This window comes from Nocardia sp. NPDC051052 (assembly GCF_044456045.1).
Classification (GTDB): domain Bacteria; phylum Actinomycetota; class Actinomycetes; order Mycobacteriales; family Mycobacteriaceae; genus Nocardia.
In genome coordinates this window covers 41950-55050 of record NZ_JBITFL010000006.1, presented here as the reverse complement: position 1 = coordinate 55050, position 13101 = coordinate 41950, and the positions used below count along the sequence as shown (strand labels likewise).

Annotated in this window: 10 protein-coding genes; 9 read left to right on the top strand and 1 reads right to left on the bottom strand. The window is 68.4% G+C overall.

The annotated features are described in order from the left end of the window. Positions 1-45: 45 nt before the first annotated feature. A complete protein-coding gene (locus tag ACIBCN_RS21410; protein ID WP_396993369.1) occupies positions 46-741 on the bottom strand; it encodes a TetR/AcrR family transcriptional regulator in 696 nt (231 codons plus the stop codon). A 101-nt stretch (positions 742-842) separates the two neighbouring features. Between ACIBCN_RS21410 and ACIBCN_RS21405 the strand changes: the two genes are divergently transcribed. The 9 genes from ACIBCN_RS21405 to ACIBCN_RS21365 all read left to right on the top strand — a co-directional run bounded on the left by ACIBCN_RS21405 (position 843) and on the right by ACIBCN_RS21365 (position 12900). Then, positions 843-2648 carry an FAD-dependent oxidoreductase gene (locus ACIBCN_RS21405; protein ID WP_396993368.1) on the top strand — a complete coding sequence of 602 codons (1806 nt, stop codon included), beginning with the start codon at positions 843-845 and terminating at the stop codon, positions 2646-2648. 150 nt (positions 2649-2798) lie between these two features. Then, positions 2799-3866, top strand: coding sequence for a glycosyltransferase family 4 protein (locus ACIBCN_RS21400; RefSeq protein ID WP_396993367.1), 1068 nt, complete (start codon positions 2799-2801; stop codon positions 3864-3866). Continuing rightward, the gene (locus ACIBCN_RS21395; protein ID WP_396993366.1) at positions 3863-5044 is read left to right on the top strand and encodes a glycosyltransferase; all 1182 of its coding nucleotides are present in this window, start codon (positions 3863-3865) and stop codon (positions 5042-5044) included. The genes ACIBCN_RS21400 and ACIBCN_RS21395 overlap by 4 nt, the downstream gene beginning before the upstream one ends. Continuing rightward, a complete protein-coding gene (locus tag ACIBCN_RS21390) occupies positions 5037-6401 on the top strand; it encodes a lipopolysaccharide biosynthesis protein (RefSeq protein ID WP_396993365.1) in 1365 nt (454 codons plus the stop codon). The genes ACIBCN_RS21395 and ACIBCN_RS21390 overlap by 8 nt, the downstream gene beginning before the upstream one ends. Next, entirely contained in the window at positions 6398-7402 is a 1005-nt protein-coding gene (locus tag ACIBCN_RS21385) for a glycosyltransferase (protein ID WP_396993364.1), read from the top strand. The genes ACIBCN_RS21390 and ACIBCN_RS21385 overlap by 4 nt, the downstream gene beginning before the upstream one ends. Before the next feature lie 9 nt (positions 7403-7411). After that, positions 7412-8815 carry a hypothetical protein gene (locus ACIBCN_RS21380; RefSeq protein WP_396993363.1) on the top strand — a complete coding sequence of 468 codons (1404 nt, stop codon included), beginning with the start codon at positions 7412-7414 and terminating at the stop codon, positions 8813-8815. Then, on the top strand, positions 8806-10086 hold the full coding sequence (locus tag ACIBCN_RS21375; RefSeq protein ID WP_396993362.1) for a GNVR domain-containing protein: 1281 nt from the start codon (positions 8806-8808) through the stop codon (positions 10084-10086). The genes ACIBCN_RS21380 and ACIBCN_RS21375 overlap by 10 nt, the downstream gene beginning before the upstream one ends. A gap of 70 nt (positions 10087-10156) precedes the next feature. Then, entirely contained in the window at positions 10157-11524 is a 1368-nt protein-coding gene (locus ACIBCN_RS21370) for a glycosyl hydrolase family 28-related protein (RefSeq protein ID WP_396993919.1), read from the top strand. 5 nt (positions 11525-11529) lie between these two features. Further along, positions 11530-12900 carry a GNAT family N-acetyltransferase gene (locus tag ACIBCN_RS21365; protein WP_396993361.1) on the top strand — a complete coding sequence of 457 codons (1371 nt, stop codon included), beginning with the start codon at positions 11530-11532 and terminating at the stop codon, positions 12898-12900. Positions 12901-13101: the final 201 nt, after the last annotated feature.

Sequence of the window (13101 nt, the reverse complement as noted above, 5' to 3'; positions counted from 1 at the left end):
CATCGCGGCTACCGCTCGGAGAGTTACCCGACAGCTCCGGGCAACTTACTCCGTTGCGCGCGAAGGTACTTCGTGCCGACCGGATTGTTTGGTTATCCGCCCGGTGTAGAGCGCGCTGAGCGAGGCACCGGCGAATGCCGTGCAATAGTCCACGAGTTCGTCCATCGGCACGTCCAACCGCCCGCCCTGTTTCTCGACCAGAACGCGCTCGAGCATGCCAACGACCGACAGTGCGTAGATGTCCACGAGTTCGGCGGGCGGGCGTGTTTCGGGCCGCGCGTCGGTGGCGGTCGCGGCAACCAGCCGGGCGAATCGCCACAGCGCCTCGCGCATGCGGTGTTCCGCGCCCGCGCCGGTGGGTTCGACGAAGACGATGCGGAGGATGCGCGGATCCGCGCCCAGCGCCGTGAGGAACGTGCCGATGCCCGCGCGCAGCTTGCGGGTCCCCTCGGCCCGTTCGGCGTCGACGGCGACGGCCACCGCCGCGAAGAGCTCCGCGATGACCCGGTCGAACACGGCGGCGAACAATTCCTTGGTGCCGCCGAACGATTCGTAGAAGTACCGGTCGGTGAGCCCGGCCGCGCGGCACAGGTCTTTGACCCCGGTCGCCGCATAGCCTTTGGTCCCGAACAGTTCCAGGCCTGCTTCCAGCAGCTTGCCGCGCCGCGCCGCGACGCGGTCCGCCGCCCCGACCCCGCCGTAGGGCCGCACCGGCCGTCGCTGCTTGGCGTCCTCACTCATCAGTGGCCCCTGCTCGTCATCCCCGCATTGTCTCCCATCGCGCGCGTCCATCTGCTAAATATGACTATCAGGATAGTCAGAAATGTGAACGGGGTCGTGCAGTGACAGCTCAATATCGGGACAGCGCGGTCAGCAGGCGATCGGTGCTGCGTGGCGCGGCGGGTTTGGCCGGGGCCGCCGGTTTGGCGGCGACCGCGGGTCCGGCGGCGGCACAGGTGCCACGCAGGCGAAACGGCCCACCCCGCAACACGGTCGCGGTGCTCGGCGCCGGTATCGGCGGGCTCACCGCGGCACACGAGCTCGCCGAGCGCGGCTTCGAGGTGACCGTGTTCGACCGCAAGGAGCTCGGCGGCAAGTCACGCACGATCCCGCTGCCCGGTACCGGCGTCGACGGCCGGGCACCGCTACCCGGCGAGCACGGCGCCCGCGGTTTCACCTCGTTCTATCACCACGTGCACGACACCATGCGCCGCATCCCACTCCCCGGATCTCGGAATACGGTGCACGACAACCTGATTCCGTTCTCGGTCAACGACCCGCGCTATCCACGCGCGAACAATCTGCCGGACGGCTTTCCGCTGATGTTCGGCTTCTACTTCGATCCGCGACAGGCGCTCACGCCGGAAGGGTTGCAGCGCATCCTGGTCGAGGGGTTCCTGAAGAACAACCTCATCCCGCTGCCCGAGGCCATCCATATGGCCGGCCGGGTGGTCACCTATCTGACCTCCAGCGAGGACCGCCGCTTCGGCCAGTGGGAGCACGTCAGCTGGTGGGACTTCGTCGGTGCCGCGACCCGGTCGCCACAGTTCCAGGCCCTCGCCGCAACGGGTTTGACGCGCGCACTGGTCGCCGCGAAGGAGTACCTCGCCAGCACTCGGACGATGGGCAACATGATGGAGGGCTTCTTCCTCGCCCTGCTGCAGGAGCTCACCGGCGGCCCCAAGGTCTACGAGGTGCTCAACGGGCCGACCAACGAGGCCTGGCTGGATCCGTGGCTCGCCATGCTGACCGACATGGGTGTGCGGTTCCGGCCCGGACACGCCTTGGACGGCTTCGAGATCGCGGGCGATCAGATCGGCGGCGCCCGAATCCGTATGCCGGACGGATCTACTCAGCTGCACCAAGCCGACTGGTATGTCTGTGCCGTGCCGACGGATCGCGCCCGGCGCCTCTGGACGCCCGAAATCCGCGGCCTGGACCCGGATCTCGCGCGCATGGACGAACTCACCGTCGACTGGATGAGCGGCATGCAGATGTTCGTCACCGAAAAGCTGGAACTCGGCGCGGGATACAACATCTACCTCGACGCACCGTGGCGGCTGACCTCGTACTCCCAGTGCGCGTTCTGGGATGTCGACTACGCCGCGAAGTACGGCGACGGCGCCATCAACGACGGCCTCACCATCGACATCTCCGACTGGGACACCCCCGGCATCCTGTTCGGCAAAACCGCCAAGAATTGCACCCACGACGAGATCTACCAGGAGACCTGGGCCCAGCTGGCCGCCGCCCTCAACGACGACGGCAAGATCCAGCTGAAGGACGGCATCGTCCGTGACTGGCTGCTCGACCCAGGTATCACCTGGCAGAACGGGCAGAACCAGAGCGATGAACCGTTGCTGATCAACACCATCGGCTCGTGGGCGGCAAGGCCCAACGCGCATACCAAGATCCCCAACCTGTTTCTCGCCGCCGACTACGTGCGCACCAACTTCGACCTGGCCACCATGGAGGGCGCCAACGAGGCGGGCCGCACCGCGGTCAACGCGCTGCTCGACGCCGCGGGCTCGCCCACCGCGCGGGTCCAGATGTTCACCCGCGAGTCGATTCCCGCCTTCGAGCCGCTGCGGCAGGCGGACGCCGCGCGCTACCGCGCCGGGCAGCCGAATCTGTTCGATCTGGGGTGACCCGTCGGTAGCTCGCCGACTGCCCGACCAGAAGGGCCTCCGTCCCCTAGACTTTTGCGGGAGAGGCGAGTTCACCGACAGCGACTCGTCCGCCACCACCGCCAGTAGGGGGCATGGGTGACGGGATGTACCGACACAGTCCGGGTGCACATGACGGGTTCCGAATGGTTCGCGTCCGCGCCGGGCGGGCTCAACCGGTACTTCACCGAGCTCTTCCAGGCGCTCACCGAACAACCCGATGCCGAGGTGTCCGCCGTGGCGTTCGGTGCCGACTCCCCCACCACCTCCGGAGCCCAATCATGGGGCGGCTTAGGCGGTTCCACGCTGCGACGAGCGCGGACCGCGTTCCTCGATCGCACCGAACTACGTCCCGGCACCGTGCTCGATCGGCACTTCTGTCTCTACGGTCCCGCCGCCATCGCCCGGCGCGGCCGCCTACCGCTCGTCGTCCATTTCCACGGACCGTGGGCCGCCGAGAGCCGGCTCACCGGACAGAGTGAAACGGCGGTGCGCGCGAAGTATCTGCTCGAGCGCGTCCGATATTCCGGAGCGGACCGATTCGTGGTGTTGTCCAACCACTTTCGCGACGTACTACATACCGACTACCGGGTTTCCTTGGATCGCATCGCGGTCATCCCGCCCGGCGTCGATCTGGCTCGCTTCCACGCCGCACCGATACGTGAGGCGCCCACCCGGACCGTGCTGTGTGTGCGCAGGCTGGAACGCCGCATGGGCATCGACAAGCTCCTTCGCGCGTGGCCCGGCGTGCTCGCCGAACACCCGACGGCGCGGCTGGTGATCGTCGGCACCGGCACGGCGGAAGCCGAATTACGCGCCGCCGCAATACCACTCGATGCTACCGTCGAGTTCGCCGGGCACATCGACGACGAGCGCCTCACCGAACTCTACGAACAGGCGGAGCTGACCGTCGTGCCGACCACCGCCCTCGAAGGCTTCGGCCTGATCGCGCTCGAATCGCTGGCCGCGGGCCGCCCGCCCATCGTCACCGACTGTGGCGGACTACCGGATTCGGTGCGCGGGCTCGACCCGTCGCTCATTGTGCCCGCAGGCGACGCCGACGCGCTCGGCGCGCGTATCGCCGCCGCACTGCGCGGCACCGTGCCGACCCCCGCGCAATGCCGGGCCCACGCGGAAACTTTCTCCTGGGATGTCACAGCCGAGCGGCATCTCGCGATGTACCGGGCAATCAGGCAATGAACAAGGCCCTGTTTCTCGCGCACACCGCGGCGCCGTCCGGCGCCGAGCTCGCCACGCTGCGGCTGGTGTCCGCCTTACGCGACCAGGGACGGCTAGGTGTCGCCATGGTCTACACGGAGGATGGCCCGATGGTCGAGCGGATGCGCGCACGCGGGGTCGAGACCCGGGTGCTGCGTGGCCGATTCGAGAGCCGGGCGATGACCATCGACTCCGGGCCGCTCGGCCTGGTCGCCGGGCTCCTCCGGCTGCTGCGACTCGGCTGGTCGCTCGGTGCCACCGCCAAGGAGCTCGGCGCGAACGTTCTCGTCGCGGAGAGCAGCAAGGCCCTGGTGATGGGCGCGGTCGCCGCGCGCCGCGCCCGTATCCCCCTGGTCTGGCAGGTGCACGACCGCATTTCGGCCGACTACTTCGGTCGGCTGCCCACCCTCGTGCTGCGGCTACTCGGCCGACTCTGCAGCCGCGGCTACCTCGCCAACAGCCGGACAACGCTGAGTACCTTGCCGATCGGACGCACGCCGGCACTCGTCGCCTATCCCGGCGTCGAATTCGGTACCGAGGCACCGCGTCCCGACCAGCGCCCGCCCGCCGACACCGTGGTCGCCGTGGTCGGCCGGTTGTCCCCGTGGAAGGGCCAGGACGTGCTGCTCCGCGCGCTCGCGGCGACGAAAGTGCGCCCACGCCAAGTATTTCTGATCGGCGGTACGTTTTTCGACGAGGAGCCCTACCGCGCCGAACTCGAACGCCTCGCGGGCGAACTCGGCTTGCCGGTCACCTTCACCGGCCACGTCGAGGACCCCGCCGCATACCTGCGCGACACCGACATCCTGGTGCACAGCTCGGTGCTGCCCGAGCCGTTCGGTCAGGTCGTGGTCGAAGGCATGCACGCGGGCTGCGCCGTCATCGCCTCGGTGCCGGGAGGTCCGGCCGAGATCATCGACCCCGGCGTCGACGGGCTGCTCGTCGAGAGCGGCGACCAACACCAACTCACCACCACGCTGGACACCCTCATCGGCGACCCGGCGCTGCGCGCCAGGCTGGCCATGGCGGCCCGCCTGCGCGCCAAGGACTTCGGCATCACCGAAACGGCGCACACGGTCGCCGCCTTCCTCGACGACATCGCGCAACGCAACGACGCCGCGGGCACACCACACTCATCGGAGAGAGCCCCGCATGGCTGAACACCCGACCCAGCAGGTCCCCGACCAGCCACCGGCGCCCGACGCGGCGCAGCACCGAAATCCGCAGCACCGCATCGGTTTTCTCGGCATCATCCGCGATATCGGTTATGTCAGCTTCGGCAAGTACGGGCAGTACATCGTCACCATCGTGACGGTACCGCTGACCGCCAGGGTGCTCGGCACGCACGGCCTCGGCCTGCTCGCGATCGGCATGTCCGCCTATTTCATCGGCTCGCTGCTCGTCGACCTCGGCATCACCTCGTACCTGGCCGCGCGGGTGCACGACGCCAGCCTGGGTGGGGACCGCCTACGGCACATCAACCAGTTGCGCGGCGACTACCTGGCCATCCGCGCCAGCTCCCTGGGCGTCCTCGGGGCCGCGCTGCTACTCAGCTACGCGTTGGGCGCACCCATCCATCTGGAGATGATCCTGCTCGGCCTGTTCGCGGGTGGCTTCTGGTCGGCCTCCGAAGACTGGTTGCTCATCGGGCAGGGCCGGTTCGGCGCCTCCACCGCCTACCAGGGTGTCGGCCGAATCGGCTACCTGGTGCTGCTGGTCGCCGTGCTGCCCCGCATGCCCAACGCGCAGGTCGCGGTGCTGTGCCTGCTGGTGTCGTCCATTCCCACCGTGGTGCTGACCTGGTGGGACTCGCTGCGCACCTTCGGGCCGCCGACCCGGCCGCGCGGCGTGCGCACCGTCTTACGTACCGGTGCACCGGTTTTCATCTCCCGGCTCTTGGTGACCACGTACGGCCAGGGCGCGGCAGCGGTCTACTCCGCGGTACTCGACGCCGTCTCGCTCGGTCTGTATTCCGCCGGCGATCGCCTGGTCCGCGCTATCCAATCCACCCTGGACCCCATCGGTTTCGCGCTACTACCGCGGATGGCGCGCAAGAGCGCCGACGACAACTTCTGGCGGCACGCGCTGCAGGCGCTGATCGCCTGCGTCTGCACCGCGACGGTGGCGGCCGCGGCGGTATGGCTGACCGCGCCGTGGTTGATCCACCTGGTGTTCGGCGAGGACTTCGCCGCCGCGATCGGGCTACTGCGGGTGGAGATCTTCGTGTTGCCCGCGACGGCGATCACCTCGTTCGTCACCACCGCCGTGCTGCCGGTGCGCCAGGACACCACCGGCGTGCTGATCGGCGCGGTGCTCGGCACCTGCGTGGCCGCGGTGGCGCTGGCCATCGCGTTTCGCACCCACTCGGTGTGGACACTGGTCTACGGCACCGTGGTCGTCGAATTCACCGTCGCCTCTTGGTATCTGCTCCGAATCCGCACGTTGATCAACCGCGAGCGAGTAACACCGCCCCCTGGTCCCGCGATTGTGCTGATGCGGGAGGAGGGCGGCTCATGAGAATTCTCTATCTGGGAGATGACTGGGTCGGCAGCAACGCCCATTCGCTCGCCGACGGCTTCCGGCAGGCCGGGCACGACGTGGTGGTCATCGACACCACCCGGGTCACCCTGCCGTCCAGACTGTCTGCGCCCTGGGTCTATTCGAAGCTGGCGCGGCGCCGCGCACCGTGGAACGTCGCCGGGTTGCACGCCGAAATCGACAGGGCCGCCGCCGAATTCCGGCCGGACATGGTGTTCGCGTTCAAGGGCATCCACCTCGACCAGCGCAGGCTGCTCGATCTCCGGGCCCGATGGCACGTGCACTACAGCCCCGACGATGTCGCCAACCCCGCGAACACCAGCGCGGAATACCTTGCGCACGAGGCGGAATGGGACCACATCGTCACCACCAAGCGGCACAACGTGGCCGAGCTGCGTGACCGTGGCGCCCGCGCGGTCACCTTCGTGCGCAGCGCCTACGACCCGGCCTGGCATCATCCCACCGCGCGCCGCGGCACCCGACAGTTCCTGGTCGGCTTCATCGGCGTGTGCCGCCCCGACCGGCGGGCCGACCTGGTCAGCCTCGCCCGCACGCACGGCGCCCACCTGCTCGTGCGCGGGCCGGGCTGGCGGCGGGTACCCGAATTGCGTTCCACCGGAGCGGAAGTCGGCGGTGCCGTCTACGGCGAGCGATACTCGGAGGTGGTCGCGAGCGTCACCGCCAATCTGGTGCTGCTCAACTCCGGCAACCGCGACACCCACACCTGCCGCACCTTCGAAGTACCCGCCGCCGGTGGACTTTTCGTCGGCGAACGCACCGATGAGCACGCGGAGCTACTGCAGGACACCAGCGAATGCTTTCTGTTCGCCACCGCCGACGAGCTGTTCGCCGTCCTCGACTGGTGCGCCTCCCATCCCGACAAGGCGGCCGCCGTGGCCGAGGCCGGGTACCAGCGGATCCTCGCGGGCAACCACCGCTACGTGGACCGGGCGCGGGAGATCATCCATGCGATCAGCTGAGGCGCAGTCATGACCGCCACTACCGAGTTGCTGCTGATCGCCCTCGCGCTCGTCACCATCGCGGGCGCGGCCACCGTGGTCCCCGGCGTCGCCCGGGTGTTCCTGATCGCGCAGGCGGCGTTCTGGTCGCTGTCGTATGTCGCGCGGCCGGTGGTGCTGCTGTGGGTGCAGCCGGAACCGCACTTCGGCGACAATGTGCCGGACCCGAGGCTGGCGCAGTTCGGCTACGACCGCGGTATCGCCCTGGTGCTCCAGCACGTCGTCTTCGGACTGTGGGTGTATGCGGCATTCGTTGTCGCCTATGCTTTTTGGGCCAGGCGGCATCCGCCGCTCAAACTACCGTCGCTGACCGACGACCCGAATTTCGTGCCGACGCTCGCCGCGATGTACGGCGTCGGGCTGCTCGGCCGGGCCGCGTCCTACGCCTCCGGTTCCATCGGCGGCGCGGGCGATGTGGAAAGCGCCAATCCGATCCTGGCCTTCGTCGCCATCCTGGCGACCATCGCCGCGCTCGGCCTGATCATCTTCGTCCGGCCCGAACGCCCGCGGACCGCCTGGCTGATCATCGGCGGGTTGCTGCTCGGCGAGCTGGCCTGGACCGCGATCGTCGAATCGAAGACACCGATCATCGGCGCGGCGATGGCCATCGCGGTCCGGTTCGCCATCCTCGGCTGGACCAAGCGCAAGGCGGTCTCCGTCGCGGCCATCGCGGTGCTCGGCATCGGCGGGTTCGGCTGGCTGCAATCGCTGAAGCAGACCCAGTACGCGAAAGCCGAGGCCTCGCTGACGGATTCGGGTTATCCGCCGGTCGTGCAGCCATTCCTCAGCATCCTGCGCCGGTTCGATCTGCTCGAGGCCGCCACCGACGCCTACTTCCACCAGCCGGGTTTCTGGCTGACCCCCGCCGAGGCGCTGCAACATGCTGTCTACAGCCTGATTCCCAGCCAGCTCCTCGGTACCACCAAGTTCCAGTCCGGCACCGAGTGGGCCATGGAGGTGCGTGGCGCCTCGGTCGACATGACCAAGGTGTCGGTGTCGCTGGCCGAAGGCAATCTCAACGAAGGCTTTGTGCTCGGCGGCTATCCGGGCGTGGTCGTCTGCGCCGCGTTCACCTTCCTGCTGTTGCTCGCCTGGGCCAAGGCGCTGTATTCGCGTTTCTTCCCGATCGTGGTGCTCGGGCTCGCGATGACCGGCGCCTCCGCGCTGTTCGAACGCGGAATCCTCGGCAGCATGGAGAATCTCGGCAAGTTTCTGCAGGCCGCCGTGCTCGCCTGGCTCATCTCGCTGGTGGTACGCGAGTACCGGCGGCGCACGCAGTCCGAACCACTTTCCACCGCGGCGTCAGCACGCACCGCCGCACCTGTATTCGTCGGGGCATCCACCATCGAAAAGAGAGAATCCCCATGGGATTGATCGACTATTGGCATATCGCGCGCCGGCGCTGGGTCATTATCGTCGCGGTGGTGGTGCTGTGCCTAGGCGCTTCGGCCGGATATCTGAGCACCCAGCCGACCACCTATGTCGCCACCAGCAGCATGTACGTGTCGATGGCGACCGGAACCTCGGTCAACGACTCCTACCAGGGTGGGCTCGCCGCCCAGCAGCGCGTCCGCTCCTACCTGGACCTGGCCACCAGCGCCACCGTCGCCAAACGCGTCATCGACGACCTCGGGCTGAAGATGTCCGTCAGCGAGGTACAGAGCAAGATCAAGGCGTTCTCCCCGCCCGCGACCACGAACATCATCATCACCGTGCAATCGTCGACCGCCGAGGGTGCGCGCGACTTCGCCAACTCGGTCACGGCCCAATTCCGGCGCCTCGTCGACGAATTGGAGACCATCGAGCGCGACGCGGCGCCGGCCGCGCGCATCACCGTGGTCGACCGCGCCGAGGTGCCCACCGCGCCGAGCGGGCCGCAGACGACACGCATTCTGGCCCTTGGCTTACTGGCCGGGCTGGCGCTCGGCTGCGCGGGCGCCTTCCTCCGCGATCGCACCGACCGCACGCTGCGCACCTCCAATAGCCTGGAAGCCATTCTGCCGGTGCCGATCCTGGGCATCATCGACGCGGGCCGTCCCGGCGCCCCCGACGAGACCCGCAGGCTACGCACCAGGTTACTGCGCGAGGGCGAAGCCAGAACCATGCTGCTGACCAGTCTTTCGTCGCGTTCCGAGCCGGACGTGCCGATGACACTGGCGAAGTCGTTCGCCGACATGGGCAGCAACGTGGTGCTCATCGACGCCGACACCTCCGGCGCCGGAAGCTCGCGCGCCCTGGCCGACACCGGCGCCGGTCTGGCGGCGGTGCTGCGCGGCACCATGCCCGTGCACGAGGCGCTGACCGAGTGGGCCGAAACCGGCGTCACCGTGCTGCCGCTGGGCGAAATCGACGGCCAGACACCGGATCTGCTCGCCTCGGACCGCTTCGCGGCGATCGTCGCGAAACTCCGGACCGACTACGACCACGTCGTGGTGCAGACCGCACCGATCACCCATGCCGCCGACGCCATCGCGCTGGCCCCGCTGTGCGAACAGACCATCGGCGTGGTGTTGCTCGGCAGCACCAGCGCGCCGCAATTACGCGGCGCCCTGGCCACATTCGGCGACAACAAGCTGACCGGCGCGGTAGCGTACAGCGAGCCGGTCAACCGGCTGCAGCGACTTACCGGGAGGCTGCGGCGATGAGCGAGCCCAGCGAACGAACCGTGGTACAGCGCGTCCCGCGCCCGGTGCGGCCGAGCGCTAGCGAGGCTCGATCATGAACGAAACCGTTGGCCGGCGCAGCATGCTCGCCGCGGCGATCGGCGCGGTGGGTGCCGCGCCGGTGCTCGCCGCGTGTACCAGCTCCCCGCAGGCGTCCCCGAGCATCGAATTCCGTTCCCCGCACGTCACCGACGCACCGGCCGCGCGCAACGTCCGCGACTTCGGCGCGATCGGTGACGGTGTCGCCGACGACACAGCCGCGATCGCCGCGGCGGCCGCGGTGCCCGGTGGCGTACCACTGGTGATGTATCTGCCCGCGGGCCACTACAACGTGACGGCCTGGCCCGAACTCAGCGACTACGCAACGGTTCTCGGCGACGGCGCCGATGTCAGCGTGGTGAACTGCATGGTCGATACCACCCTCGTCGCGCTACGCAAGCGCAGCCGGGTGCGTTTCGCCCGCCTCGGCTTCTACCTGGCCGGGCCGAAGGCGACGGGCGTGCTGCTGTCCGAATGCTTTCGGTGCTCGTTCGATTCCGTGGTGATCCGTGGCAATCACATCAGCGAAAACTATCCGCGCTATGTCGAGCAGCGCGGCGTGGTGATGGAGGGGAACACCGGCGGCACCGCGTTCCTCAACTGCGACATCAACAATTTCGGCTACGGCATCGTCACCTCCTGTATTCAGAACTACGTCACCTCGTCCAAGCTGACCAGCAACTACATCGGCGTGCTCGGCACCGGCAACGATCACAACGCCGGATTGGCGCTCACCAACGTCGAATTCGTCTCCGACGCCGATCCGCACACTACCGACAAGCACATCCTCATCGACGGTGCGGCCAACGACTGGTGGCTCACCAACGTCTGGTTCGAGGGCGCCGATATCGCGCTGTCCGTCGGCAAGGCCGGCGGCGGCGGGCCCGCGCAATTCGGCATGATCAACTGCAAGGTCGCCGCGCGCACCGTCGGCATCGACATGATCTATTGCCGCCAGCCGTATCTCGCCAATGTCCAGTTCGACAAAGACCTGGAAAAGCCGCCCATCGAACTGCGGATCGATCCGAACGGCTGCCCAGAGGGCACCGCGGTGAACCTGATCTCCACGGCCGCGGACGATCTCAATCCGGCGCAGTTCCCGCCACGCTGGCATGTGCTCGGCCGCACCAGCACCCACGCGCCGCAGTTCACCGGGACCATCGTGGCCAAGGCAGGGCGCGGCGACGGCGACGTCTTCCAGGCACAGTCCGCCGACGGCGCGCTACGCTCCGCCGTGCTGGCAAGCGGCACTTGGCTTTCCGAGCAGACGGAGGGCGGGATCGTACTCAAAGACGCATCCGGGACATATTGGCGGCTGTCCGTCTCCACCGAGGGCGTGCTCAAAACGATGTCACTGGGCAAAACCCGACCGCGCGAGTAGGCGCCATGTCGAACAGCCCGACCTCGTTGGCGCGCATCAGTCTCGGTCCCGTATCGCTGCACGGCAACGCCGTCGTGCTGCGCCAGGCGCGCATCGCGGACTACCCACACTGGCGGCGTATCCGACTGCGGGACCGGCGCTATATCGAGCCGTTCTGGTACAGCTCGACGCTCGATTGGGCGGCGCGGCACTGCGGAACTCATTGGGTCCGTGAGTGTTTGACGAGCCGCGCCGAGGCGAGGGCGGGTCGTCGGCTAGCCACGGTGATCGAGGTCGACGGCCGGTTCGCGGGTCAGGTCGAGCTCGGCTCGATCGACACCGCCACCGGCGCCGCGGAACTGGGCATCTGGGTGGACATCGAGGTGGCCCGGCACGGGATCGGCGGCATGGCGGCGGCGCTGCTGATGGACTACGGCCTCGAGCAGATCGGCCTGGAGCGGATCACCGCGCCGATCTCGCCGGAGAATGTCGCCGCCGCGCACGGTGCCGCCGAGCTCGGGTTCCAGCGAGAGGCGCTGATGGGCCGCTATTTCGACGTGGGCGGCGCGCGCCGCGACCACGAGCTGTGGGCGGTAACCCGGGCGGATGTGCCACCGAACGGGTTCGTCGGCTCCTGGCTCGACCGCTACGACACGCGGGCCCCGCAACCGCCCGCGGCCGAGGAAGCGACGGAGGGTTCGTTCCCCAGGATCGCGGTGTTCGCCGCTGCCGCGCGCTTTTACGCGGGACGGGTTCTGCATCTGCTCGATCCGCTGCGGGCGGCCCGGCCGATCCGGCTCGTCGATCCCGAACGCCAGGACGTGGTCCTCCGAAGTCGGCGACTCACCGACTGGCGTCGGTGGCGCGCCGCGCGGTTGTCCAGTCGTGCCGCGCTGGCGCCCGATCCGCTGATCGCCGACGACACGTGGACGCGGCAACACGGCAGGCTCCGGTGGCTGCGCCAATTCCTCGGCGCCCGACCGGGTTTGCGTGCGAAGAGTGGGCTCGTGCTGGCGATCGAGGTCGAGGGTGGGTACGTCGGCGAGGCCAGGCTGTTCGGCCTCGACATGTTCGACCGCAATGCCCGCATGTTCGTCTGGACCGAGCCGGGTCACGGCGACGACGTCCGGACCGCGGCCACCCGGCTGCTGCTCGCCCACGCCTTCGGCCCGCTCGGCCTGTGCCGGGTCTCGACGGCGGTCGAGCCCGGGGACGGCCGTTCCGCCGACGTCGCCGCGCGCGCCGGCCTGACCCGCGAGGGGCGCATGCGCTGCTACGTCGGCGCCACCGGTCGCCGTGGCGACCACGACCTGTGGGCGGTCACCACCGGCCCGGTGGTCGAACCGGACGGGGAAGCCTCGGCGCCGTCCGCGAGCAGGCCCACCGAACGTCAGTGAGGGACGCGAGCTCGACATCGCGGGATCACCGGATGATCTATGGCGGAACGGGTTCCGCCGTAACGGCGCACAAGCGACAGGCTGTATATCAAACGACCGACAAGCGACACTGTTGCGCGGACAAGCCGATCGCGCCGACGTACAGTGATGCGCAGAACCGGTGCGCGCAGGGAGGATTCGCGCAGGCAGTCTGCCGTGTGT